Genomic DNA, 23,583 nt, shown 5'->3' with positions numbered 1-23,583 from the left:
GGGGTCGGCGCCGGATCACTCTCGGGGGGCTGAGGTGCGTCGCCTGTGTTCTTTTCGGCCTGGCTCACTTCTGGATTTCGTAGCGGGGGTTGTAGATCGCCTTGGCGCCGTTCTCCAGCTTGCCGACCCGGCCGTGCACCCGCAGGGTACGGCCCGACTCGATACCCGGAATGCGGCGCTGCCCGAGCCACACCAACAACACCGTGTCGGTCCCGTCGAACAGTTCGGCTTTGATACCGCCGGAACACCCCTTGCCGTTACATTCGACGCTGCGCAGAGTGCCGACCATCGTCACTTCCTGGCCGCGCTGCGCGTCGATCGCCCTGAGCGCGCCGGTATTGGCGGCCTCGTCGCTGAGCTCTTCGACATCAAGCTGTTCGGGGTCTTCCGTCAGGCGTCGCGTAAGCCGGCGCAGATACCCTTCGGCCGTAGCCATGGCCTCTCCTGACCTTCTGCAGATCCACTGTGAATCCGCCCAACCAAGGCCACGGTAGACCTCTTGTTGAGGGAATGCCACGTGGGGTACGGGTCGGCGCGCCGAGGATTTGACGGGGCAGGCACGATCGTGTGATGAGCGTCATTCTGCACGGTGTCCCAACCGTTCTGCTGCCCGGTACCGGGTCCGACGATAACTACGTCTACCGGGCATTTTCGGGTGCGTTGCACGCCGCCGAAGCTCTGGTGGTGACCCCACCACCCACGCCGGACCGGCTTGTCGAGGGTTACCTGCACGCGCTGGATGACGCGGCCCGATCGGGCCCGATCGCGGTCGGCGGAGTGTCCATCGGCGCCGTCGTGGCGCTCCGGTGGGCGTTGGACCACCCCGGCCACACCGTGGCGGTGCTGGCCGCCCTGCCGCCATGGACGGGCTCCTCCCAGCACGCCCCTGCCGCGCTGTTGGCCCGGCAGTCGGCGGAGCTGTTGCGCCGGGACGGGTTGGCCGCCACGGTCGCGCAGATGCGTGCCTCCAGCCCGCCGTGGCTGGCCGACGAACTGGCCCGCTCCTGGGTGGGCCAGTGGCCGACCCTGCCCGATGCGATGGAGGAAGCCGCCGGTTACCGCGCACCCGGCAGTGCCGAACTCGAACAACTCGCGGTACCCATGGGCGTCGCGGTGGCCACCGATGATCCCGTGCATCCGGCCGAGGTCGGATACGAGTGGGTGACCGCGGCGCCGCGGGCGGCGCTGCGATCGGTCACGCTCGACCAGATGGGGGTCGATACCGGCGTGCTGGGTGCGGCATGCCTGGCGGCGCTGCAGGAGGCCGCGAGCGACACCGTGGGGCGTTGAGGGCGGGGGTACTACCCGCCGGTGATGGTGCGCAGCTGCTGCATCGCCGAGCCCTGCACGCTGCGGCGCGCCGCCGGCTCGGCCGGCGGCTGATCCTGCGGCAGCGCCTGTGCCGCGGCGGCGAGCTGCTGGGCGGCCTGCTGCATCGCGGCCTGTTGCGCTGCGGCGCGCAGTTGAGCCGCCATCGGCTCGGGCAGCTCCACCTGCAGCGGCGTGCGCACCGGCAGTGGCGTGTCACCGCGACGAATCACGCTGTCTGCCAATGATGCCCGCGCCTCTTCGGTCAGCGCGTCGATGGTCTCGGGGGCGCCGTTGACCACGCAGCGCACCATCCAGCGGTAGCCGTCGACGCCGATGAAGCGCACCACGCCGCCGTTACCCGCGCCGACCACCTCGCGACCCCAGGGGCCATCCTGGATGTTCACCGAGCTGGCGTCCTTGCGCAGTGACTCGGCGAGCTCGCCGGCCACCTCACGCCAGAGGCCGGCACTCTTGGGTGCCGCGTAGGCGGCGATGGTGAACCGCCCGTTCGGGGTCACCACCCACACCGCGCTCGGCGCCCCGGCCTCGTTGAGCTCGACCTGGACCTGTCCGCCGTCGGGCATCGGGATCAGTACCGAGCCGAGGTCGAGCCGGCCCTGTGCCGCGACCTCGGGATCGTCGAAGTCCTCGATGTCGAACGGGCCGTCGTCGGAGCCCTCGTCGAAGTCGTCGGCCTGCTCCACTGGTGCCGGTTGCTCGACAACCTGCTCGTCATCGTTCTGACGAGCCGAGTCGTCAGCCGAATCGTTGCTCTTGCGCTTTCCGAATGCCATCACAAACTCGCATGTCCGCCGGAGGAACCGTGGCCGCCGTCGCCACGGGAGGTGTCAGCCAGGCCCGCCTCGTCGAATGAGGTCACCTCGACCAACTCGGGCAGTTCTACCCGCTGAACCAACAGCTGGGCAATCCGGTCACCGCGGTTGATGACGATCGGCGTGTCGGGATCGAGGTTGATCAGCGAAACCTTGATCTCGCCGCGATAACCGGCGTCTATCGTGCCCGGGCTGTTGACGATCGAAAGTCCCACGCGGGCAGCCAGACCCGAGCGCGGATGGATCAATCCCACCATTCCGTGCGGAATGGCCACGGCAACCCCGGTCGGCACGAGCTCGCGTTGCCCGGGGGCCAGCTCGACATCGCGCGCGCTGTAGAGGTCTACGCCCGCGTCCCCATCGTGCGCCCGGCTGGGCATCGGTAGTTCGCGGTCTAATCGGACGACCGCCAGAGAGGTGGACACGACGTCACAGATTACTCTGAGCCGCGTGTCAGACACGCGCGCAACCACCCAAAGCGTTCACTACCGCGAACGTTTGTGGGTCCCGTGGTGGTGGTCCCTGCCGGCTGCGGTGCTGGCAGGGGTGATCGCATTCGAGATCGGCCTGGCCGCGCCGGCGATTCCGGCGTGGTTGCCTTACGTGCTGCTCTTCGGCGTGGCGGGGGCCGTGCTGATGTGGTTCAGCAAGACGGAGTTGAAGGTGGTGCGCGACAACGCCGGCGACACCGAGTTGTGGGTCGGTGACGCACACCTGCCGACCAGCGTCATCTCCCGGACCGCGGAGGTACCGCGGTCGGCCAAGTCGGCCGCGCTGGGTCGTCAGCTCGATCCCGCCGCTTTCGTCGTACACCGGGCCTGGGTGGGCCCGATGGTGCTGGTAGTGCTCGACGATCCGGATGACCCCACCCCGTACTGGCTCGTCAGTTCGCGCCATCCGGATCGTGTCCTGGGTGCGCTCCGCGGCTGAGCCGCGAATCAAGCTTGAGCGGCTGAGCCGCCGTCAGGCGGCGCAGTCCGTGCAGATCATCACGCCGTTCTTCTCGCTTGCCAGCCGGCTCCGGTGATGCACCAGGAAGCAGCTGGAGCACGTGAACTCGTCGGCCTGCTTCGGAACCACCCGTACCGACAGTTCCTCGCCGGACAGGTCTGCGCCCGGCAGCTCGAACGACTCGGCCGATTCTGATTCGTCAACATCCACCACGGCGGACTGCGCCTCGTTGCGCCGCGCCTTCAGCTCCTCGAGCGAATCCTCAGAAACCTCGTCTGCTTCGGAACGCCGTGGAGCGTCGTAGTCGGTAGCCATCGTCTGTGTCCCCTCCCTTACCTTGCAGCAGAGCTTTGTACCAGCGTCGAACGCATTCCCCAAATGATTCGTGCCCGTATTGCCACACGTTTCAGTGTGATTTACATCACACTACCGTCTGAGCACTGCTGCGTCAGCGAACACCTTTACCCCTAGAGTGCAGATGTGGTCGCGCAAATCACCGATGGAACCGCCTTCGACCGGCATGGTCGACCGTTCCGTCGGCGCAGTTTCGTTCCCGGCATCGTGCTCTTCGTCGCGCTGGCGGTGGTGACGATGATCGTCTGGATCATCGCCCTCAATCAGCCCGCAGATGTGCGCGAGGCCACGGCCTGTAACCCGCCGCCCGCCACCGATCCGGCTGCCCCCAAACTCGGCGAGCAAGTGGCCCGCTCGGCCATGACCGACGTCACACCGGCACCGCTGGCCGAGACCAGGATCCGGGTCCTCAACGCCAGCGGCCAGGGCGGCCAGGCCGGCGAGGTGGCCGGTGCACTGCGCGATCTGGGCTTCGCCCAACCCGAAGCGGCGAACGACCCGATCTACGCCAGCACGCGGCTGGAATGCCAGGGCCAGATCCGGTTCGGCCCGTCCGGACGCACCGCTGCCGCCGCCGTGTGGCTGGTGGCCCCGTGCACCGAGCTGTTCCAGGACGAAAGGCCCGACGCAGGGGTCGATCTGGCGCTCGGCACCGAATTCAGCGAGCTCGCCAGCAACGACGACATCAAGGCCGTGCTGGCCAGCCTGCGGCCCGACGCCACCGCGCCGTCGGATTCCGCGCTGCTGTCAAAGATCCATACCGGCGCCTGCTAGCGCGTCGTGCAGGGCGTCGGCGATGGCCGGCGCCGACGCCGCCACGTACTCGGCACCGGGAGCGGTCGGCAACCACACCGTCGCTCCCGCCTCTGCGGCGATCAGCGCCGCCGCGGCCCAGTCCCAGACCTGGACGCCCTCTTCGTAGTAGGCGTCCAACCGGCCTGCGGCGACCATGCACAGGTCGAGCGCACACGAGCCGATGCGGCGAACGTCCCGCACCGAGGGCAGCACCTGGGCCAGCACCGCGGCCTGACGCGCGCGCTGGCCGGGATCGTAGGCGAACCCGGTCCCCAGCAGCGTCATGGACAGGTCCTGGACACCGCTGCACCGCAGCGGGCTCCGGACCCCGTCCCGCACCACCTCGGCACCATGCCCCAGGGCAGCCGAGTACACCTCACCGGCAGGCACATCGGCCACGGCTCCGGCCACCGACCGCCCGTCGTACTGCACGGCCACCGACACCGCATAGGCCGGTATCCCGTAGACGAAGTTGACCGTGCCGTCGATCGGGTCGAGCACCCAGCTCAGCCCCGGGCGGTCATCCTGCTGACCGCCCTCCTCCTCCCCCAGGATCGCCTCTTCGGGCCGCAACACCGCCAGCCGCTCGCGCAGCCACCGTTCGGTTTCGGTGTCGACGATCGTGACGGGGTCGGTCGGGGTGCTCTTAGATCTCACGGCACCGGAAGCCACCGGGCCGCCCGAGGGCTCGACGGCGCCGAACACCTCGGCGCGGCGGCGGGCGACGAACTCGGCGGCTTCGGTGGCCAGCTGCTCGGCCACCACCCGCAAGGCGGGAGCATCGAAACTGTTGTCGGTCACGGCCCTATCGCAGCATCTTCTGCCCGAAATGTCGCTTCGCGGTGGATGTCAGACCACCCGCGGGTGCGATGTTCAACGACTAGGGTGAGGTCGCGCCTTGGTTTGTCCCCATCCTGTCCGACAGCCTGCTCACCGCCTGTCCCACAAAGGAGCACCCATGACCGCACCCGATGCACCCGCGGCAGATCCGGTTCCCGCCGCCGAAGCCCCACGCCGCGGATTCGGCGTCGACGTGGGCGGCAGCGGCATCAAAGGCGGCATCGTCGACCTCGATACCGGGCAGCTCATCGGCGAGCGGTTCAAGCTCGACACGCCGCAGCCGTCCACCCCCGAATCGGTGGCGAAAACGGTGGCTGCGGTGGTGGCCGAGTTCGGCTGGACCGGCAGCGTCGGCGTCACCTACCCGGGCGTCGTCACCGACGGCGTCGTGCGCACCGCGGCCAATGTCGACAAGGGCTGGATCGGGGTGAACGCCGCCGAGGTGATCAGCGCCGCGCTCGGCGGGTTGCCGGTGCGTGTACTCAACGACGCCGACGCGGCAGGCCTTGCCGAGGAGCGCTACGGGGCGGGCAAGGACAACTCCGGTGTCGTGGTGCTGCTGACCTTCGGCACCGGCATCGGCTCGGCGGTGATCCACAACGGTGTGTTGTTGCCCAACACCGAATTTGGCCACCTGGAAGTGGACGGCAAGGAGGCCGAACACCGCGCCGCATCCTCGGTCAAGGAGCGCAAGGAGTGGAGTTACGCGCGGTGGACCGAAGAGGTCAACAAGGTGCTGGTGACGATCGAGAACGCGATCTGGCCGGACCTGTTCATCGCAGGCGGCGGCATCAGCCGCAAGTCCGACAAGTGGCTGCCACTGCTGAAGATCCGCACCCCGATCGTTCCGGCGGCTTTGCTGAACACGGCCGGCATCGTGGGCGCGGCCATGGCCAGTCAGGACCAGGAGCCCGCCGGCACGCAGGCTACCGCCGGGTAACTTTGCCGCTTTCGGTCGGTCACGTGCCGAAATTTGCCGCTCGGCACGGTGAACACCCACACTGTCGTTACAATGGTCTTCGGCGGCCGCCTACCGAATAGCGGTGAATATCCCCAGCCGATAAGAACGCCAACATTCGATAGCAGACGCTTTCGGTGGAGTATGCCCATGCTCGCCGAGAAATTTCGTGAGACCGAAAGGGTGTACGTGGCAGCGACAAAGGCAAGCCCGGCGACCGACGAGCCGGTGAAGCGCACCGCTACCAAGACTCCCGCCAAGAAGGCCCCGGCCAAGCGGGCAGCCAAGAGCACCGCGGCCAAGGCCGAGGGCGGCACCGCCACCAAGCGCGCTCCCGCCAAGAAGGCGCCCGCCAAGAAGGCCACCAAGGCCGCGGCGGGCAAGCCTGAGGACGTCAATGACGATCTCGAGACCGGCGACGACCTGGAAGCGGGTCCCGGCGAAGATCTCGACGTAGAGGACACCGACCTCGAGCTCGACGACGACCTCGACACGGATGACGACGTCGAGGACGCGGGCGACGACGAGGACGAGGACGAGGCTGAGGAAGGCAAGGCCGCCAAGGCCGCCGCACCGGCCAAGGCGGCCAAGGCCGACGAGGACCACCCCGAGCCGTCCGAGAAGGACAAGGCATCCGGCGACTTCGTGTGGGATGAGGAAGAGTCCGAGGCGCTGCGGCAGGCACGCAAGGACGCCGAGCTGACGGCTTCGGCCGACTCGGTCCGCGCCTACCTCAAGCAGATCGGCAAGGTCGCCCTCCTCAACGCCGAGGAAGAGGTCGAGCTCGCCAAGCGCATCGAGGCCGGGCTGTTCGCCACCCAGAAGATGGCCGAGTTCGCCGAGAAGGGCGAAAAGCTCACCACTCAGGTGCGACGCGACTTCCAGTGGATCTGCCGTGACGGAGATCGCGCGAAAAACCATCTGCTGGAAGCCAACCTGCGTCTGGTGGTGTCGCTGGCCAAGCGCTACACCGGCCGCGGCATGGCGTTCCTGGACCTGATCCAGGAAGGCAACCTGGGCCTGATCCGTGCGGTCGAGAAGTTCGACTACACCAAGGGCTACAAGTTCTCCACGTACGCCACCTGGTGGATCCGCCAGGCCATCACCCGCGCCATGGCCGACCAGGCCCGCACCATCCGTATCCCGGTGCACATGGTCGAGGTCATCAACAAGCTCGGCCGCATCCAGCGCGAGCTGCTGCAGGACCTGGGTCGCGAACCCACGCCCGAAGAGCTGGCCAAGGAAATGGACATCACGCCGGAGAAGGTGCTGGAGATCCAGCAGTACGCGCGTGAGCCCATCTCGCTGGACCAGACCATCGGCGACGAGGGGGACAGCCAGCTCGGTGACTTCATCGAGGACTCCGAGGCCGTGGTGGCCGTCGACGCCGTGTCCTTCACGCTGCTGCAGGATCAGCTGCAGTCCGTGCTGGAGACGCTGTCCGAGCGTGAGGCCGGCGTGGTCCGGCTGCGGTTCGGCCTGACCGACGGTCAGCCTCGCACCCTTGACGAGATCGGCCAGGTCTACGGCGTGACCCGCGAGCGCATCCGCCAGATCGAGTCCAAGACCATGAGCAAGCTGCGTCACCCGAGCCGCTCCCAGGTGCTGCGCGACTACCTGGACTAGTCCGCTCGACCAGCCACGACGACATCGGCCCCCTCCGTCTGACGGAGGGGGCCGATTTCTTGCCGCCGGCGCGGCGAAACTACGCCGGCCTACCCGCGGTCATCAGCCGTCCGAATCGGCCGAAGCCTTGTCGGAACCCGCGGCATCGCGCGAAGCGCTTGGCGCGCCCGCACTTTCGGACACCTTCTTGGTGGCACCGGTGATGCTGCCGATCGACGACCTCACCGTCGACCTGAGCTGATCGGCGGCATCGGAAACCGCGGTACGCACCTGCTCACCGGCGCGCTTGACATCGACGAAGGCCTTGCCGGGCCTGACCATGTTGCCGGCGGTCAGGTCGGTCGCACCGTTGCCCCGCACCGCGGAGGTGACCTTCGGGGTCGCACCGGCGCGATCGGAACCGGTCGATTCCGACGCTTCCTTCGGATCGGCCACCGCAGCGTTCAACGGCTTCAGCAGGTCCGTGACCGAACCGGTGTTCGGGAAAACGCTCTTGGCCGTGTCGGACATCTTGTCGGTGAGCTCCGACACCGCATCGGAATCCGGATTGCGTACCTCATCGATGGCTTTGCCGACCCGCTTGATGACCTCGGCATTGATCGCCCGGTTGAACTTGGCCACCGAGAAGGACGCGTCGGCCACACTGCGGTTGATCGCCGTCGCAACCTTGATCACGTCACCGGTGGCGAACGAGTCGGTGACCTGCTTCATGGCGGCTTCGAGCTGGCGGGTCAGCGTCCGCACCTGTAGCCCGACCTCATGCCCGAATGTGGGCTCGGGGCTGAACCGCTGGCCGTTCCAGTCCACCAATGTCCAGCCGTCCTCGGGGTTTCCCTCGATGACGACGTAGTCGGTGTTGCCCAGCGCGTGCTGGCTCAGCAGCATGCCCTTCTCCGCCAAGGTGAGGTTCTTGGCATTCATCATGGTCCAGAACATGATGGTGCCGCCGTGCGAGAACACGACGACGTTGCGGTCGCCCTTGTCGTACATGGTCTTCAACGCGCCGTCGACGCGCGCGTCGAACTCATTGCCGTCGATCGAACCCGGGATGCGTGCGCCGAGTTGACCGGCGAACGCCCAGGCGATCGGGGCCTTGAGGTAACCGCCGAGTGCCCCGCTCTCGGGAGTGCCCTCGTAGTCGCCGGCCTCGATCTCCTGCAGGCCGGGCAGCACCTGGATCGGCAGACCCAGATAGGCCGACATCGGTTCTGCCGTCTGCTGGGTACGGATCATCTGCGACGCATAGATGGCGTCATAGTTGTTGTCCCCCAGCTTGTCGGCCACTGCCCGGGCCTGCTCTCGCCCCAGCGGGGTGAGCGACGGGCCCGGCGTCGAGGTGTCGATGTTCCCCGACGTGTTGCCCGCGGATTGACCGTGCCGCACAAAAGTCACCCGCATGTTCTCGGCGGCCCACGCCGGCAGCACGGACATCACGAAGAAGCCGATGGCAGTGAGCATGATGCTAAGGGCTCTCCATCTCGTTCTCGAACGACGACGCACAGCGGGTACGGCGCCGTTGTCGAACTTGCTATGTCGGTCCATTGCCTCTCCATCTATTTGGTTGTCGAGCACGCCGTGATGACGGCCCGGAATTGCCCGGCCCTTGGCGGATTTCGCGCTTGGGAGCGACGCTCGAACCGACCGCCTCGGTATGTCCGATGCCTCAGCGGGCCCGGCCATGTGATCGTGCGCACCCCCCGCACATCCCGGAACTGCTGTCTCGCTCAGCGGTACAAGACTTTTGGCGGTGTGGTATAGCCGGGGTGCGGCCCGCACCCGTTCGGGCCTCAATCGTGCTGGCCGAGAGCCGGACTCGTTGATCCCGCTGCGCGGAACACACACCCCGGGGCCGGCGCCAATGTGGTTTGGTGGGATGCAGGACCGGTTGCCGGGTACCGACAACCCGACGAAAAGGCGGAAATGAAAGTCGATCCGGAGATCGCGGAACTACTGCCCGTACTGAATGCCGGCTTTCCTGCTGTCGAGACGATGAGCGGGGCCGAAGCCAGGGCCGCCGTGCGGTCCCGGTATCGGCCGACAGACCGACCACAGCCCATCGGGTCAGTCGAGGACCGGACGATACCGGGACCCGGGGGTGATATTCCCGTCCGGATCTATTGGCCGGAAACGTCTTCCGATGCCCCGGCACCGATGGTGGTGTTCGCGCACGGCGGCGGATTCGTGTTCTGCGACCTCGACACGCACGACGACCTGTGCCGGTCGCTGTCCAACGGCATCGGCGCGGCGGTGGTGTCCGTCGACTACCGGCTGGCGCCGGAGTCACGTTGGCCGGCAGCCGCCGACGACGTGTACGCCGCATTGTGCTGGGTTGCGCGCAACGCCGACGAACTCGGCGGCGACGCCTCGAAGATCGTCGTCGCCGGCGACAGCGCCGGCGGCAACCTCGCCGCCGTCACCACGATCCTCGCCCGCGATCGCGGCGGTCCGGACATCGCGTGTCAGGCGCTGCTGTATCCGGTGACTGCCGCGGACTTCGACACCGAGTCCTACCGCCGGTTCGAGACGGGGTTCTACAACACCCGTGCCGCCATGGCGTGGTACTGGGACCAGTACGTTCCGGACGCGGACGACCGCGCCCACCCCCATGCGTCGCCACTACGCGCGGATCTGTCCGGACTGCCACCGGCAGTGGTGATCACCGCGGGTTTCGACCCGCTGCACTCCGAAGGCGAAGGCTATGCCGAAGCGCTTGCAGCCCAGGGTGTTCCGGTCGCGCACCGGAGTTTCTCCGGCGCCATCCACGGGTTCATGACCATGCCGGCACTCACCCTAGCCGGCACCGCCAGGCGGCAGGTGTGCGCCGACATCCGAGCGGTGCTGGACCGCGACGGCTGACCGATCCCTGTGCCGGAGGTCGGCGCCCGAAGCAGCCGGCCCCCGCAGGGACCGCCGCTAGACGGTCAGATCCTGGTGGATGTCGAAGCCCTTGTAGCCGGCCGCTGCGACGTCGGCGATGATCTCGCCGTACACGCCGAAGCCGCCGACGAACGGCATGAACACCCGCGGCCGGCCCGGGATGTTCGCCCCGAGGTACCACGAATTGGCCTGCGGCATAAGCGTTCCAGCGGCACGGCGGGTGCACTCAGCCACCCACTCGGCCGCCGCGTCCTCGCGCGCCTCGATCGCCGGAGCGCTCTGAGCATCGAGATAGGCGATCGCGTCGGCCACCCAGTTCAGGTGCAACTCCGAATGCAGCACCATGTTGGCCAGCACCGAAGGCGCGCCTGGACCGGCGATGTTGAACAGGTTCGGGAAGCCCGGGACACCGAGGCCGAGGTAGGTCTCCGGCCCCTCGGCCCACGCCTCATTGAGGGTCCGGCCGCCCCGGCCCACCACGTTGAGCTTCTGGACCGATCCGGTCATCGCGTCGAATCCGGTGGCCAGCACCAGTGCGTCGAGCTCGTAGTGCTCCTCGGTGGTGTCGAGACCGGAGGCGTCGATCCGCTCGATCGGCGTGGCCCGCAGATTCACCAACGAGACGTTGCCCCGGTTGAAGGTCTGGAAGTAGTTGTCGTCGGTACAGATTCGCTTGGCGCCGATCGGATGATCCTTCGGGATCAACACGTCGGCCACGGCGGGATCGTCGATCACGGCCCGCACCTTCTGCTCCCAGAACAGGCGCGCGGTGTCGTTGGCCTCGATGGTGAGCAGCTGATCCGGGAAGGCCTTGGAGAACAACACACCGCCCAATTCCCAGCGCCGCTCATAGGCCTGCTGCAGTTCCTCGGCGGAGACCTCCAGGGCGGACTTGGGATGAGGCTGGTGCGGTGAGCCGCCACCACTGAGCATCGAGAGCCTGCGCCGCTCGGTGTAACCAGCCTTCTGCGCGGCCCGCGTCTCGTCGTCGAGCGGAATGTTGCCGGCCGGCACGCTGTAGTTCGGGGTGCGCTGGAAGACGTAGAGCTGTGCGGCTTCTTTGGCGATGTACGGGATCGCCTGGATGCCCGAGGATCCGGTGCCGATCACGCCGACCCGCTTGCCCGTGAAATCAACACCTTCGTGCGGCCAGTGCGCGGTGTGGTAGACCTCGCCGGCGAACGAATCGAGGCCCTCGATCGCCGGGATGTTCGCGTTCGACAGGGGCCCGACCGCCAGGATGCAGAACCGCGCGGACACCACGTCGCCGCGGTCGGTGCGGACCTGCCAGCGCAGCGTCTTCTCGTCGAGCACCATGTCGGTCACGCGGGTCCCGAAGGAGATGTCACGCCGCAGGTCGAACCGGTCGGCCACGTGGTTGAGGTAGGCCAGGATCTCCGGCTGGGTGGCGTACTTCTCGGTCCAGTTCCACTCCTGCTCAAGGTCGGAATCGAACGAGTAGGAGTAGTCGACGCTCTCGACGTCGCAGCGGGCGCCCGGATAGCGGTTCCAGTACCAGACGCCGCCCACCCCGTCGGCGGCCTCGAACACCCGCACCGAAAGGCCCTGCTCGCGAAAGCGGTGCAGTGCGTACAGCCCGGCGAAACCGGCTCCCACGACAACGACATCCACCTCCGCGGAGGTGCGTTCGGCGGTACCTGACGGAGCTGGCTGGGCTGTCACTGTGTTGCCTTTCACTTCAAGATTCGACTTGTCACGTTACGAACCAGGGTGTGCGGCGGACACCCGTTGTCTCACTCACCGGTACGAGGGGCCTCCGGGCTCCGCAGCAAACGGCGCCGGGGCGGGCCGCAGTTACCCTCCGCCGGAACTGAAGTCTGTCTGACCGGTAATTTCGCACCGGACCATGGGCTGATTCCGAATAGGTTCGGGCGTCCACGTCTGGGTGTCTGGCGAACGGGGGAAGGAGTGAAGCGGTTGCCGGGCATGGATGCCATGTTCGTGTCGATGGAGGGCACGGAGTGGCCCCAGCACTGCTCCCGCTGAATGGGACTTTCCGGCACGCCAACACCGCGACGAATATCGTGGCGTTCATACCCGACGGTGCTGCGGCGAGGATCGACACTGAATCCAGCCGACATTCACCCTGAAAGGAAGTTGTTGGGATGCAAGCAGATTCGGATAGCTTGTCGGACGTCGTGGCGATCGTCACCGGCGGCGCACGCGGCCTCGGCGCGGCGTTCGCTCAGCACATCGTCGCGCGTGGCGGCAAGGTGGTGATCTCCGACGTCCTCGATGATGACGGCGCCGCGCTGGCCGCCGCGCTGGGGGCCAATGCCCGTTACGTCCACCTCGACGTGACCGATGCGGCACAGTGGAAATCCGCGGTCGAGCTGACCCTGGCCGAGTTCGGCAAACTGAACGGCCTGGTGAACAACGCAGGCATCTCGACCGGACAGTTCATCGAGCACGAGCCACTCGACCACTTCCGCACCGTGCTCGAGATCAACCTGGTCGGCGTCTTCAACGGCCTTCAGGCGGTCATCGCCCCGATGCGCGCGGCCGGCGGAGGTTCCATCGTCAACATCTCCTCGGCCGCCGGCCTGATGGGCCTGGCGCTGACCGCCGGGTACGGCGCGTCCAAATGGGGCGTGCGCGGGCTGAGCAAGATCGCCGCGGTCGAACTGGGTCCGGACCGCATCCGGGTGAATTCGGTGCATCCCGGCATGACCTACACGCCGATGACCGCACAGATCGGCATCGAACGGGGTGAGGGCAACTATCCCAACACCCCGATGGGCCGCGTCGGCGAGGCCGACGAGATCGCCGGCGCCGTCGGCTACCTGCTGTCCGGCGCCTCCACCTACGTCACCGGCGCCGAGATCGCCGTCGACGGCGGCTGGACCACCGGTCCGACCGTGAAATACGTGATGGGACAGTGATAGTGATGAATCGACTTGAGGGCCGCCGGATCCTGGTGACCGGCGCAGGATCCGGCATCGGACAGGCCACCGCGCTGCGACTGCTCGACGAGGGCGCCGCGGTGGTGGGCGCCGACATCTCGGCCGACGGGCTGGAGGCCACCCGGCAGAGCGCGCAGCAGGCCGGCACCTCGGACCGGTTCACGGTGCTGACGATGGACATCGGCGACGAGGCCTCGGTGATCGAGGGCGCGCGAACCGCGGTCGAGGCGCTCGGCGGCCTCGACTCGGTGGTCAACGCCGCGGGCATGTTGCGCGCGGTGCACACCCATGAGATGAGCCTGCAGGCCTGGAACCAGATCATCGCCGTCAATCTCACCGGGACATTCCTGGTGATCCGTGAAACCCTGCCGGCGCTGCTGGAGAATCCGCGGAGCGCGATCGTGAACTTCAGCTCGACCTCGGCGGCGTTCGCGCATCCGTACATGGCGGCCTACGCGGCCAGCAAGGGCGGAATCCAGGCGATGACGCACTCACTCGCGCTGGAGTACGGCAAGCAGGGTCTGCGAGCCGTCAGTGTGGCGCCGGGCAGCATCAAGTCCGGAATCACCGACGCCACACCGGGACTCGTTCCCGCCGACAGCGACTGGTCGTTGTTCGCCAAGCTGTCGCCGATCATGCCGACCACCTTGGCCTCCGGCGGTGCCGGGATGGGTGACCCGTCCGCGGTCGCCGGCGTGATCGCGATGCTGGTCTCCGACGACGGCGCGTTCATCAGTGGCACCGAGATCCGGATCGACGGTGGAACCCACGCCTGATCACCGGCAACGAAAACGGTGGGCGGCGCTGACAATCAGCGCCGCCCACCGTTTTTCCGTCAGTTACGGGGCTACCGCCCTTGACTCGCCGACCACGGTCGCAAGCCCGACGTGCGCATCCCGCCACCACCGCTGCACCGGGCTGGTTCGGCGCAGCGCGTCAACGCTTGAGTGACAGACGATCTCATCGATCGCACGCACCGCCCTGCGGGCTGCGGCGATCTGATCGCGGCGCGCACGTGCCCGCATACCGGGGTCGATGGGCCCGTCCAATACCCGGTTGAACGAGGCCGTCAGCGTGTCGAGCAACGCCAGCCGCGACGCCCGGATCTCGGCGGCCGCGTGTTCGGAGACCGGGCCGTCGGAGTCCACTGTCCCGACATGCTGGGCCAGGGCGCCCTCGGCCATGCCGATCACCGCGGCCGTGATGCCCAGCGGCGCAATGGTGCTCAGCGGAATGTGGTAGATCGGATTGCGCAGACCCGCGTGTCCCGCCGCGGTGCCGTCGACGATGCTGTTGTGATTCAACAGCCGATGCCCGGGAATGAACACGTCGGCGATCGTGATGCTCTTGCTTCCGGTGCCGATCAACCCGATCGCATCCCAGGATTCCTCGACGATGCACAGATCTGACCGCGGGACGAGCGAGTAGCCGAGCCCGTTGCTATCGCCCGTGCCGACCACACGGGCCCCGACGACAACCCACTCGCAGTGGTCGATCGCCGCGACCGACCGCCACTCGCCCGAGAGCCGATAGCCGCCGTCGACAGGCAGGAGCAGTCCGGCCGGCGTGTGCGCCGAGGCGATCCAGATATCGGAGTCCGCCTCCCACACCTCGTCGCGCAGACGCCGGTCGGCCGAGGCCAATGCCCATGGCGGCACGCCGACCGAACCGGCGACCCAACCCGCTGACCCGTCGAGCCGGGCGATCTCGAGAACGGCCTCGGCGAAGTCGCCGGGATGGGTCTCGATACCGCCGAACTCCGCGGGCTGCAGCATGTGCATCACCCCGGACTCGCGCAGCGCATCGACCGTCCGGTTGTCGAGCCGGCCGAGCGTCTCGTTGACGGGCCCGAGTGCCTGTATCCGATCGGCATTCTCATTGATGCCGTCCAGAACGTCCCTGGTCATTTCAACACCACGCATCCAAAACTCCCTTGTCGCGCGTACCGCGTGCTGACCACCATGGTCGGGTACCGCAATCAGGTGGTTGCGGCAGCATCCCGCTGAGTGAGATCGTGAGTGACTCACTGTTCGACGTCCTAGGGGGCGCAGGTGCCGGCATCCACCAGCAACGCGACATCACTACCACGCGCCGAACAACGGGAGACGGCCGTGTCGATGGTGGATCGCGTGGCCCTGATCCTCAACGTCTTCGACGAGCCCGGCAAGCACCTGCGGCTGGACCAGATCGCGGGCCGCACGGGCCTTCCCCGGTCCTCGGTGCACCGGATTCTCAAGCAGTTGCACAGCGCCGGCCTCCTGCAACACCGCCCCGATGGCTATGCGCTGGCCGCCTCCCCGCTGCCCGTGACCAGGATGGTCGACCACTCGCAGTTGCGCAGCGTGGCATCGCCGACCCTGTCGCGCCTGCATGCCGACACCGGACTGGTGGTTCACCTCGGCGTGCTGTTCGGCGGTGACGTGGTCTACCTCGACAAGGTGGCCGGCCGCAACAGTGCTGTGGTGCCGACCCGCGTCGCCGGGCACTCGCCCGCGCACGCCAGCGCATTGGGGAAGACCATGCTGGCCCAGCTTCCCGCCGAGGAGGTGGACGCCGTCCTGGGGCCACGGCTGACCCGGTCCACCCGATCCACCATCAGCGATCTGGAGACCCTGCACCGGGAACTGGCCCGGATCCGGTCCCGGCACGGGCTCGCCTACGACAACGAGGAGTTGGCGATCGGACTGACCAGCGTGGCGGCCCCACTTCGGTCGGCCGACGGCGAGGTGGCGGGCCTGTCCCTGACCGGCGCGGTGCCGTTGCACCGTCTGCAGCGAACCGCCCCGTTCGTGATCCGTGCGGCCCGGCACATCTCCCAGCAACTGGGAGCCGGCCGGGATGCGGTGTCGGCCTCCCCGTCGCACGCGCAGGCCACCGACAACCTGTTGTCCCGCGTGCTGCGGACGCTGACCTCTGACGCGTGGGTCTGAAGGCGGCGGCTACCAGAGGATCTCGTCGACCTCCATGCCGAACGAGTGACGGCCGACGAGGGCCAACACCTGCTCCACGTTGCTGGCCACGTGGGTCTGCGCCGTCTGGACGTCGCGCCACACCCGTTCCACCAATGGGTCCTCGATATCACGGCCGCCCGAGTGCGCGATGAACGTCCGGATCGCCGCGACGGCACGCTCGGAGGCCAGCACCTGGTCGCGCCGCGACCGCAGCACCAGGTCGCTGTCCGGGGTGAGGTCGGCACGGACACAGTCCATGAGATCGCCGAGGTTGCGTTCGATCTGCCGGACCGACAACTCGAGATCGCTGCACGCCATCGCCACCGGATCAACCGACGAGCCGGCCCGGGGCCGCAACGCCGAAAGGATGTTCTCGGCGGCGCCGAGCAGAGGAGCCGTGCCGGTGTGGGTGTACATGGTCGGTTGCGGCAATCGGTACAGCGGAGCCAGCCTGCCGAGCTGCTCGCCGCTGACCCAGCCGAACGTGCGGTACCGCGGCACAACCGCACCCGAGACGACGACATCGTGCGCACCGATACCGCGCAATCCCACGCTGTTCCAACTCGATTCCACGACGTAGTCGGCTCGTGGCACCAGGGCCACCAGGAAATCCTGGGCCGCACCGTCCTCGCCGACCAGCACCGCTGCGGCCATGAGCCACGACGAGTGCAGGATTCCGGTGCACCGGCTCCACCGGCCGGATAACCGGAAGTCGTCACCGATTCGTTCGAGCCGGCCGGTCGGGGCGTACGACTCACAGAGCAGGGTCCGCGGATCCCGGCCCCAGACGTCGCGCTGGGCCTGCTCGTCGAACAGCGACAGATGCCAGGTGTTGACCCCCAACCACCCGGCCAGCCAGCCGGTGGAGGTACATGCCGCGGAAAGGTCGCGCGTGACCGCCAGGTACTCGGCCGGATCGGCCTCCATCCCGCCGAACGCCTTGGGTTGCAGCATCGCAAAGAAACCCGCGTCGTGCAGGCCGCCGATCACCGAGGGGTCGACGGCCCCCGTGTGGTCGACATCGGCGGCGGCCTGGGCGATCGCCGGCAGTGCCTGGCGCACTGCGGCGCGCACATTCTGCGTCATCAGTGCCGCCCTGTCCTGCCCGTCGGGTATGTCACCATCGTGGATACCATTCGTCGCCCCTCCCAGGAGGTCATATGGCCGAGCCGCCCGCTGCGCGCGGCGTCGATCCCGGCGTCTCGGCTACTGAATCGATTGCCGTCCTGCGCGAGCCGTCGTCGCGGTTGCTGCAGCCGGCCCATTACGGCGGGCGTGCGGTGTCCCGATCGGCTTCGGAGGCAGTCGATTTCGTCACCGCCGTGGCCGGCCTCGCCGAGCGCGACGGGTCGGGCGGGTGGTCGGCCGCGGCGGTCAATGCCGCCGCCTACACGGTGGCAGGCCTCGGCGACACTGCCGCCGAACGGGTGTGGGGCGCCGACGCCGGTGCGTTGGTCACCGCCGGCCGGGAACCGACGGGGCGGTTGACTCCTGACGGCGCGAACTTCCGGCTGACCGGTCAGTGGGAATCGGTGACGGCTGCCCTGTTCGCGGACTGGGTGCTGCTCAGCGCCCGGGAAGGGGATTCGGTCCGGTGTGTCCTTCTCCCCCGCGATGTGGTGCAGGTAGCCCGACAGGCCGGCGTGCGCGGCTTGGATTCGGCCGGAATCGGTGACGTCACGGCGTCCGATACGGTCATCGACGCACAAGCCGTGTTCCCGTATCCAGACGACAGTTCTTGTGACACCGGCGATTTCGACGATGCCCCACCTTCCTGCCTGGTACTCGACTGGGCCGGGCAGGCCGCTGCCGTCGTCGGCGCCGCCGCCGGCGTGTGGCAGGCACATGTCGGCCAGGTCCGCCAGCGGCTGGCCACCTCGTACGGCAGCGAGGACACCACGGAACTGACATCGTCGGCGGTGCTGGTAGCCAAGGCGGAATCTGACATCGACGCCGCGCGGCTGCAACTCGTCGCGGCGCTGAGCGCCGATGCCCCCGCCGCCGCGACGGCGCTGCGCCAGGCCGTCACCCGCGCCCGCAACGCCGCCGATCAACTGCTGAGCAGCGGCAGCCGCCACGCACTCGATGCGACGGATCCGGTGGCCCGCCTCTGGTTCGATGTCCTAGCCGGATACCGCCTGACGATTCGAAGCATCGGCGGGGATCCCAGCGCCGGCTGAACCTGCCCGCGCCGCCAGCTCCGCCAGCGCGTGCGGCACCCGGTCAGCGATGCCGTACGGGTCCGACACCTGATCGCCACAGGTCAGCACGCAGATCGCCATCTCGTCGCGGTAGCTCCACCCGGTGAAGTTCAACCCCATCGGGAACACGATGGGCCCCGAGGAGATGAGCTGTTCGATCGGTGCGCCGCCCCAGTACAGCGTGTTCTGCGGGCCGCGCATGTTGGACGCGATCAGGCTGAACATCGGGCGGCGCTTCATCTTGGCCCCGAGGATCGGCAGTACCCGCGAGTACAACCAGAACAGCGGCCAGTACTCCATCCAGTCGTGCTGCAGCCAGGCGTCACGCTCTGCCTGTACCTCACGCGCGGCGCGGGTCGCCGAGGCGATCGCGGCCAATCGCTCCACCGGATCGGCGATGTGGGTCGCGAGGTGGACGTTCCAGCGCGCCACCTTGTTACCCCACTCGGCCTCGGTTTCGGTTTCGTCCGGGCGCATCGAGACCGGCACCACCGCGGTCAAGCTTTCGTCGCTGAGCTGTCCGTTCTCGGCCAGGTAGTCGCGCAGGGCCCCACCGCAGATACTGAGGAAGACGTCGTTGATCGTGACGCCGAAAGCCTTTGACACCCGCTTGATCTCTGTCACGTCACAGCGCCGGTAGGCGAATCGGCGGCTGGCCGAGAACGGTTCGTTGAACGGCATGGCCGGCGCGGCGAATGCCTCTGCGTAACCGGGCTTTCCGGCCTTCTGCCGGCGGCGGATCACGCCGGTGACGGCCACGGTACGGGCGATGATGCTCGGAAAACGTGCCAGTGCCGCGATCTGGTGACGCAGGACCAGCGGCCACCAGATCCACGGTGCCGGGCGCCGCTCGTTCGGCAACGGCGTCGATTGCGGCTGCGGCAACGGAGTCTGCGGATCGGTGCTGTACAGGGTTTCCAGCAGCCGCAGAGATGCGGTGCCGTCGGCCACGGCGTGGTGGATCTTGAGCACCAGGGCGATGCGACCGTCGGCCAGACCCTCGACGAACCACAGTTGCCAGGCAGGCCGGTCGCGGTCCAGGGCCACCTCGAAGATCTCGCCGATCGTCGCGGCGAGCTCCTCGTCGCCACCGGGTGCGGGCGCAGTGGTCCGCTGCACGTGGTGGTTGATGTCGATCCGTGGCCGCGAAACCCACCACGGCCGGCCGAACCCCACCCGCGGGGACAGCAACTGCCACTGCATGGGCTCGATGTTGTCGACCCAGCCCTGCACCGCGGCCTTGAGCCGGTCGAACGTCAGTGGCTCGGACATCTGGCTCGGGTCGAGCACGACAGCCTTCATCGTGTGCTGCGGTTGGACGGAGCTCTCCCACGCCAGGAAGCTGTTGTCCTCACCCTTCAAACGCCGCATTCTCACCCTCGCTTGTCCGGCCGCCGATACGGCACTTTCTGTGGCTGCCATCACTCTTATCCAAACGTGTGTCCCAGTAGACAAGCTGTCCCGCCCAGCGAGACTCGGCAACCCGCAGCCGCCTCGCTGCGACCTACGGTTTGCGCCATGAAGCGAGCCATTCCGCGCCCTGCCAGCCTCGCCGCCAAGGTCAACCGGTTCCGGGTGATCGCCCGCAGCATCGCGGTGCTGCGCGAGTCAGGGCTGTCCGGTGGAGCTGCCGACGGCATCCGGCAGGCAAAGCTGGTCCGCCAGTTCGGCGGCTTCGCCGCCGTCATCGAAAGCGCCGCCACCCGCGACCCCAACGCCATCGCCATCACCGACGAATGGGGCGACGTGACGTTCGCCCAGCTCAACGATCGGGTCAACGCACTCGCCCGGGCCTGGAACTCCCGGGGAATCGGAGCGGGCTCGGTCATCGCGGCACTGTGCCGGGACCATCGGGGACTGGTCACCATCCTGGCCGCGGCCAGCAAGGTCGGGGCACAACTGCTGCTGATGAACACCGGCTTCGCCAAACCCCAGCTGGCCGATGTCGCGGCCCGCGAGAAGGTCAACGTGCTGATCTACGACGAGGAGTTCACCGACCTCGTCAGCGCCATCGATCCGGGCGTACGTCGTTTCCTGGCGTGGACCGATGACCGATCGACCTCCGACGTCGAAGGCTCGCTGGAAGGCCTGATCGCCGCCACCTCGCCGGCACCGGTGGCCGCACCCGCCAAGCCCGGCGGCATGACCCTGCTGACCAGCGGCACCACCGGCACACCCAAGGGCGCCCCGCGCGGCAAGACCTCTCCCCTGTTCTCGGCGCAGCTGTTGGACCGGGTGCCGCGGCGCCGCGGTCAGACCTGCATGCTGGCCGCCCCGATGTTCCACGGCACCGGACTCGGTCAGGCCGTGCTGTCGCTGGCGCTGGGCAACCGCCTGGTGCTGCGACGCAAGTTCAACCCCGAGGAGACGCTGCGCGCAGTCCAGAACCACGCCTGCGACGTGCTCGTCGTGGTGCCCACGATGCTGCAGCGAATTCTCGCCCTGCCCAAGGACATTCGCGACAAGTACGACACCTCGTCACTCAAGATCATCTTCGTCTCGGGGTCGGCTATGCCGCCCGACGTGGTCAAGCGCACCCTCGCCGAGTTCGGTCCGGTGCTCTACAACCTTTATGGCTCAACCGAACTCGCGGTAATGACGGTGGCGATGCCCGAGGACCTGCTGCACGATCCGCGCACCGCGGGCCGGGCACCGGTGGGATGCGCGGTGCGCCTGTACGACGATGCGGGCAACGAGATCACCGAACCGGGCGTGATCGGCCGGGTTTTCGCCGGCAGCGATGTGAGCTTCGCGGGCTACACCGACGGCCGCACCAAGGAATCGATCGAAGGGCTGCAGAGCAGCGGCGACGTCGGGCACTTCGACGACACCGGCCGGCTCTACATCGACGGCCGTGACGACGACATGGCGATCTGTGGCGGTGAGAACGTCTATCCGCTGGAGGTCGAGAATCTGATCACCAGTCATCCCGAGGTGGACGAGGTGGCGGTGATCGGGGTCAGCGACGACGATTTCGGTCAACGGCTCAATGCCTATGTGGTGCTGGTCGACGGCGCCACCCTGGCCCCCGACGACATCAAGGACTACGTGCGGGCGAACCTGGCCCGGTACAAGATCCCCCGGGACGTCGAGTTCCTGGGCAGGCTGCCCCGCAACGCCACCGGCAAGGTGCTTCGCGGTGAGCTGACCGGGGGTTCCAAGTGAGCGACTCCGAAACCATGAAGCGTGAGGTCGCCGGTCGGATGGGCGACGCGTTCGCCCCGATCCTCTCCGGCGGCAGCGACCCCATCGCCGCCGCGGCCGAGGTACGGGCCCGGCTCAAGGCCAGCCGCCGACCGGCCAGACCCATGCAGGTGAGCCGCGTCGAGAACCGTGCCATTCCCGGTCCCGCCGGTGAGATTCCGGTACGGATCTACCATCCGCTGGACCCCACCGACTCCCGCATCGACACTGACGCGGGACTACCTGTCCTCGTCTATTTCCACGGCGGCGGGTTCGTGCTGTGCGACCTCGACTCCCATGACTCGTGCTGCCGCAGGCTCGCCAACGGCATCGTCGCGATCGTGGTTTCGGTCGACTACCGGCTGGCGCCGGAGCATCCGTATCCCGCCGCGGTCGAAGATGCCTGGGCCGCAACCGAATGGGTGGCCGCCCACGTCGGCGACCTCGGCGGCGACCCTGACCGGCTGGTGATCGCGGGCGACAGCGCGGGCGGCAACCTGGCGGCGGTGGTGGCGATGACGGCACGGGACCGCGGCGGGCCGCACATCGCATTCCAGGTGCTGATCTACCCGGTGGTCGATCAGCGCCGTAAGTCCTCGCTGTCCAGCCCGCACACCAAGAGCGGGGTGCTGACCGCCGAGCACATGCAGTGGTTCACCGCGCAGTACCTCGGCGACAGCGGCGCACAGGCAGAGGTGTCGGCATCGCCGATTCTCGGTGACATGACCGGACTTCCGGATGCGCACGTGTTGACCGGGGCCCTGGATCCGCTGTGCGAGGAGGGCGAGGAATATGCCCGCATGCTCGCGGCCGGCGGCGCCGAAGTCAGCGTCCGGCGCTACGAGCGCGGCTTCCATGGATTCTTCAACCTCGCCGACCACCTCCCCGCCGCCGCCGAGGCCACCGAAGACGTGTGCGCCGTCGTTCGCGACGCCCTGTGCTCCACGACCACACCTGAAAACCATTGAAAGGCAACCCATGAAGCTGAGGAACACCCGCGCTCTGGTCACCGGCGCGAGCCGCGGACTGGGCAAGAGCATCGCCGAGGTGCTGGCCGCACGCGGCGTCGACGTCGCCGTGGTGGCCCGCGATGCCGAGTCGCTCAACCTGCTCGCCAAGGAGATCGGCGGCAAGGCCTACCCGACCGACCTCACCGATCCCGCCGCCGTCGAGGCACTGCTGGACCAGGTCGAGGCCGACGGCCCCGTCGACATCCTGGTCAACAATGCCGGAATCGACCGGGTCGGCCTGTTCCCCGACGCCAGCGCCTCCGACGTGCAGAACCTCCTGCAGGTCAACCTCGCCGCACCCCTGGAGTTGTGCCGCCAGGCCATGCCGCGGATGGTGCGCCGGGGCCGCGGTCACATCGTCAACGTGTCGTCCTACGGTGCGATCGCGCAGGGTCCCGGCGTCACGTTGTACGGCACCTCCAAGGCCGGCCTGAGCCATTTCACCGCCGGTATCCGCGCGGAGCTGCGGGGTAAGCCTGTGGGCACCACGCTCGTCCAGCTCGGCGAGGTGAGGACCGACATGATCGACCACATCCGGGAATTCACACCCGCGCGCAAGACGATCGAGCGGTTCGAACGCCTGCGGATGCTGCCTTCGTCCGCACTCGAGCCCGAGGTCGTGGCCACTGCCATCGCCGACGCCATCGAACGCAACAAGCGCCATGTCGTCATGCCGCGTCAGATCGTGGCCATGGCCAAGGTCACCGAGTTCCCCCGCCGGATGTCGGAGATCCTGCTGACCGGCATCGACCAGAACGAGAAGTAGCCA

23 protein-coding genes are annotated in these 23,583 nt (G+C 67.7%); 13 read left to right on the top strand and 10 right to left on the bottom strand.

What is annotated here, in order from left to right:
• Window positions 1-64: 64 nt before the first annotated feature.
• Window positions 65-436, bottom strand: a complete 372-nt coding sequence (locus EYZ64_RS13425; protein ID WP_044517882.1) for an OB-fold nucleic acid binding domain-containing protein — start codon at window positions 434-436, stop codon at window positions 65-67.
• 134 nt (window positions 437-570) lie between these two features.
• On the opposite strand from EYZ64_RS13425, the gene EYZ64_RS13420 reads away from it, so the two are divergent.
• A complete protein-coding gene (locus EYZ64_RS13420; protein WP_167857820.1) occupies window positions 571-1,290 on the top strand; it encodes an alpha/beta fold hydrolase in 720 nt (239 codons plus the stop codon).
• A gap of 11 nt (window positions 1,291-1,301) precedes the next feature.
• Here the strand turns inward: EYZ64_RS13420 and EYZ64_RS13415 are convergent, their stop codons facing one another.
• A complete protein-coding gene (locus tag EYZ64_RS13415) occupies window positions 1,302-2,105 on the bottom strand; it encodes a DUF3710 domain-containing protein (protein WP_167857819.1) in 804 nt (267 codons plus the stop codon).
• Window positions 2,105-2,569, bottom strand: coding sequence for a dUTP diphosphatase (dut, locus tag EYZ64_RS13410; RefSeq protein WP_135453873.1), 465 nt, complete (start codon window positions 2,567-2,569; stop codon window positions 2,105-2,107). The genes EYZ64_RS13415 and dut overlap by 1 nt, the downstream gene beginning before the upstream one ends.
• 25 nt (window positions 2,570-2,594) lie before the next feature.
• On the opposite strand from dut, the gene EYZ64_RS13405 reads away from it, so the two are divergent.
• The gene (locus EYZ64_RS13405) at window positions 2,595-3,074 is read left to right on the top strand and encodes a DUF3093 domain-containing protein (RefSeq protein ID WP_135453872.1); all 480 of its coding nucleotides are present in this window, start codon (window positions 2,595-2,597) and stop codon (window positions 3,072-3,074) included.
• Between the two features lie 33 nt (window positions 3,075-3,107).
• Here EYZ64_RS13405 and EYZ64_RS13400 read toward each other — a convergent pair whose 3' ends face one another.
• Window positions 3,108-3,410: a DUF4193 domain-containing protein gene (locus tag EYZ64_RS13400; protein ID WP_019344626.1), complete on the bottom strand. Its 303-nt coding sequence runs from the start codon at window positions 3,408-3,410 to the stop codon at window positions 3,108-3,110.
• Window positions 3,411-3,575: 165 nt separating this feature from the next.
• Between EYZ64_RS13400 and cei the strand changes: the two genes are divergently transcribed.
• The gene (gene cei, locus EYZ64_RS13395; RefSeq protein WP_135453871.1) at window positions 3,576-4,223 is read left to right on the top strand and encodes an envelope integrity protein Cei; all 648 of its coding nucleotides are present in this window, start codon (window positions 3,576-3,578) and stop codon (window positions 4,221-4,223) included.
• Here the strand turns inward: cei and EYZ64_RS13390 are convergent.
• Window positions 4,197-5,045 (bottom strand): inositol monophosphatase family protein, encoded by an 849-nt coding sequence (locus EYZ64_RS13390; protein ID WP_135453870.1) that lies wholly within the window; start codon window positions 5,043-5,045, stop codon window positions 4,197-4,199. The genes cei and EYZ64_RS13390 overlap by 27 nt on opposite strands.
• 157 nt (window positions 5,046-5,202) lie before the next feature.
• Between EYZ64_RS13390 and ppgK the strand changes: the two genes are divergently transcribed.
• Window positions 5,203-6,024: a polyphosphate--glucose phosphotransferase gene (ppgK, locus tag EYZ64_RS13385; protein ID WP_135453869.1), complete on the top strand. Its 822-nt coding sequence runs from the start codon at window positions 5,203-5,205 to the stop codon at window positions 6,022-6,024.
• Window positions 6,025-6,231: 207 nt separating this feature from the next.
• Window positions 6,232-7,668, top strand: coding sequence for an RNA polymerase sigma factor (locus EYZ64_RS13380; RefSeq protein ID WP_135459987.1), 1,437 nt, complete (start codon window positions 6,232-6,234; stop codon window positions 7,666-7,668).
• Window positions 7,669-7,770: 102 nt separating this feature from the next.
• On the opposite strand, the gene EYZ64_RS13375 is transcribed toward EYZ64_RS13380, so the two are convergent.
• The gene (locus EYZ64_RS13375; RefSeq protein WP_286174857.1) at window positions 7,771-9,126 is read right to left on the bottom strand and encodes a histidine phosphatase family protein; all 1,356 of its coding nucleotides are present in this window, start codon (window positions 9,124-9,126) and stop codon (window positions 7,771-7,773) included.
• 462 nt (window positions 9,127-9,588) lie between these two features.
• Here EYZ64_RS13375 and lipP1 point away from each other — a divergent pair, with 462 nt between their 5' ends.
• Window positions 9,589-10,524, top strand: coding sequence for a LipP1 family hormone-sensitive lipase (gene lipP1 / locus EYZ64_RS13370; RefSeq protein ID WP_135453868.1), 936 nt, complete (start codon window positions 9,589-9,591; stop codon window positions 10,522-10,524).
• Between the two features lie 57 nt (window positions 10,525-10,581).
• Here the strand turns inward: lipP1 and EYZ64_RS13365 are convergent, their stop codons facing one another.
• Window positions 10,582-12,228: a flavin-containing monooxygenase gene (locus EYZ64_RS13365; protein WP_167857818.1), complete on the bottom strand. Its 1,647-nt coding sequence runs from the start codon at window positions 12,226-12,228 to the stop codon at window positions 10,582-10,584.
• A 443-nt stretch (window positions 12,229-12,671) separates the two neighbouring features.
• Here EYZ64_RS13365 and EYZ64_RS13360 point away from each other — a divergent pair, with 443 nt between their 5' ends.
• Both EYZ64_RS13360 and EYZ64_RS13355 read left to right on the top strand, forming a co-directional pair.
• Window positions 12,672-13,448, top strand: a complete 777-nt coding sequence (locus EYZ64_RS13360) for a glucose 1-dehydrogenase (protein ID WP_135453867.1) — start codon at window positions 12,672-12,674, stop codon at window positions 13,446-13,448.
• A gap of 5 nt (window positions 13,449-13,453) precedes the next feature.
• A complete protein-coding gene (locus EYZ64_RS13355; RefSeq protein ID WP_135453866.1) occupies window positions 13,454-14,245 on the top strand; it encodes an SDR family NAD(P)-dependent oxidoreductase in 792 nt (263 codons plus the stop codon).
• Window positions 14,246-14,308: 63 nt separating this feature from the next.
• Here EYZ64_RS13355 and EYZ64_RS13350 read toward each other — a convergent pair whose 3' ends face one another.
• Window positions 14,309-15,376, bottom strand: a complete 1,068-nt coding sequence (locus EYZ64_RS13350; RefSeq protein ID WP_167857817.1) for an acyl-CoA dehydrogenase family protein — start codon at window positions 15,374-15,376, stop codon at window positions 14,309-14,311.
• Between the two features lie 210 nt (window positions 15,377-15,586).
• Here EYZ64_RS13350 and EYZ64_RS13345 point away from each other — a divergent pair, with 210 nt between their 5' ends.
• Window positions 15,587-16,399, top strand: coding sequence for an IclR family transcriptional regulator (locus EYZ64_RS13345; RefSeq protein ID WP_135459984.1), 813 nt, complete (start codon window positions 15,587-15,589; stop codon window positions 16,397-16,399).
• 9 nt (window positions 16,400-16,408) lie between these two features.
• On the opposite strand, the gene EYZ64_RS13340 is transcribed toward EYZ64_RS13345, so the two are convergent.
• Entirely contained in the window at window positions 16,409-17,506 is a 1,098-nt protein-coding gene (locus EYZ64_RS13340; RefSeq protein ID WP_135453864.1) for an acyl-CoA dehydrogenase family protein, read from the bottom strand.
• A 74-nt stretch (window positions 17,507-17,580) separates the two neighbouring features.
• Here EYZ64_RS13340 and EYZ64_RS13335 point away from each other — a divergent pair, with 74 nt between their 5' ends.
• Window positions 17,581-18,600 carry an acyl-CoA dehydrogenase family protein gene (locus tag EYZ64_RS13335; protein ID WP_135453863.1) on the top strand — a complete coding sequence of 340 codons (1,020 nt, stop codon included), beginning with the start codon at window positions 17,581-17,583 and terminating at the stop codon, window positions 18,598-18,600.
• On the opposite strand, the gene EYZ64_RS13330 is transcribed toward EYZ64_RS13335, so the two are convergent.
• Window positions 18,544-19,992, bottom strand: coding sequence for a wax ester/triacylglycerol synthase family O-acyltransferase (locus tag EYZ64_RS13330; protein WP_135453862.1), 1,449 nt, complete (start codon window positions 19,990-19,992; stop codon window positions 18,544-18,546). The two genes, EYZ64_RS13335 and EYZ64_RS13330, sit on opposite strands and share 57 nt — an antisense overlap.
• A 147-nt stretch (window positions 19,993-20,139) precedes the next feature.
• On the opposite strand from EYZ64_RS13330, the gene EYZ64_RS13325 reads away from it, so the two are divergent.
• The 3 genes from EYZ64_RS13325 to EYZ64_RS13315 are packed head-to-tail and all read left to right on the top strand — an operon-like array spanning window position 20,140 to window position 23,580.
• Entirely contained in the window at window positions 20,140-21,786 is a 1,647-nt protein-coding gene (locus EYZ64_RS13325; RefSeq protein ID WP_135453861.1) for an AMP-binding protein, read from the top strand.
• The gene (locus EYZ64_RS13320) at window positions 21,783-22,772 is read left to right on the top strand and encodes an alpha/beta hydrolase (protein WP_286174853.1); all 990 of its coding nucleotides are present in this window, start codon (window positions 21,783-21,785) and stop codon (window positions 22,770-22,772) included. The genes EYZ64_RS13325 and EYZ64_RS13320 overlap by 4 nt, the downstream gene beginning before the upstream one ends.
• Before the next feature lie 10 nt (window positions 22,773-22,782).
• Complete coding sequence (locus EYZ64_RS13315) at window positions 22,783-23,580, top strand: SDR family NAD(P)-dependent oxidoreductase (protein ID WP_286174852.1); 798 nt, start codon at window positions 22,783-22,785, stop codon at window positions 23,578-23,580.
• Window positions 23,581-23,583 lie beyond the last annotated feature (3 nt).

It is taken from the genome of Mycobacterium sp. DL99, assembly GCF_004762045.1.
Classification (GTDB): Bacteria; Actinomycetota; Actinomycetes; order Mycobacteriales; family Mycobacteriaceae; genus Mycobacterium.
The sequence above is the reverse complement of the archived record's forward strand: the minus strand, read 5'-3'. Positions and strand labels throughout refer to the sequence as shown.

What these genes read in the sequence shown, in the direction of transcription:
- EYZ64_RS13415 (WP_167857819.1), bottom strand. Translation starts at nt 2,105, where the DNA reads ATGGCATTCGGAAAGCGCAAGAGCAACGATTCGGCTGACGACTCGGCT.
- EYZ64_RS13340 (WP_135453864.1), bottom strand. Translation starts at nt 17,506, where the DNA reads ATGACGCAGAATGTGCGCGCCGCAGTGCGCCAGGCACTGCCGGCGATC.
- EYZ64_RS13420 (WP_167857820.1), top strand. Translation starts at nt 571, where the DNA reads ATGAGCGTCATTCTGCACGGTGTCCCAACCGTTCTGCTGCCCGGTACC.
- EYZ64_RS13330 (WP_135453862.1), bottom strand. Translation starts at nt 19,992, where the DNA reads ATGCGGCGTTTGAAGGGTGAGGACAACAGCTTCCTGGCGTGGGAGAGC.
- lipP1 (WP_135453868.1), top strand. Translation starts at nt 9,589, where the DNA reads ATGAAAGTCGATCCGGAGATCGCGGAACTACTGCCCGTACTGAATGCC.
- EYZ64_RS13315 (WP_286174852.1), top strand. Translation starts at nt 22,783, where the DNA reads ATGAAGCTGAGGAACACCCGCGCTCTGGTCACCGGCGCGAGCCGCGGA.
- EYZ64_RS13325 (WP_135453861.1), top strand. Translation starts at nt 20,140, where the DNA reads ATGAAGCGAGCCATTCCGCGCCCTGCCAGCCTCGCCGCCAAGGTCAAC.
- EYZ64_RS13360 (WP_135453867.1), top strand. Translation starts at nt 12,672, where the DNA reads ATGCAAGCAGATTCGGATAGCTTGTCGGACGTCGTGGCGATCGTCACC.
- EYZ64_RS13425 (WP_044517882.1), bottom strand. Translation starts at nt 436, where the DNA reads ATGGCTACGGCCGAAGGGTATCTGCGCCGGCTTACGCGACGCCTGACG.
- EYZ64_RS13375 (WP_286174857.1), bottom strand. Translation starts at nt 9,126, where the DNA reads ATGCTCACTGCCATCGGCTTCTTCGTGATGTCCGTGCTGCCGGCGTGG.
- EYZ64_RS13335 (WP_135453863.1), top strand. Translation starts at nt 17,581, where the DNA reads ATGGCCGAGCCGCCCGCTGCGCGCGGCGTCGATCCCGGCGTCTCGGCT.
- EYZ64_RS13355 (WP_135453866.1), top strand. Translation starts at nt 13,454, where the DNA reads ATGAATCGACTTGAGGGCCGCCGGATCCTGGTGACCGGCGCAGGATCC.
- EYZ64_RS13350 (WP_167857817.1), bottom strand. Translation starts at nt 15,376, where the DNA reads ATGACCAGGGACGTTCTGGACGGCATCAATGAGAATGCCGATCGGATA.
- EYZ64_RS13345 (WP_135459984.1), top strand. Translation starts at nt 15,587, where the DNA reads ATGGTGGATCGCGTGGCCCTGATCCTCAACGTCTTCGACGAGCCCGGC.
- ppgK (WP_135453869.1), top strand. Translation starts at nt 5,203, where the DNA reads ATGACCGCACCCGATGCACCCGCGGCAGATCCGGTTCCCGCCGCCGAA.
- EYZ64_RS13400 (WP_019344626.1), bottom strand. Translation starts at nt 3,410, where the DNA reads ATGGCTACCGACTACGACGCTCCACGGCGTTCCGAAGCAGACGAGGTT.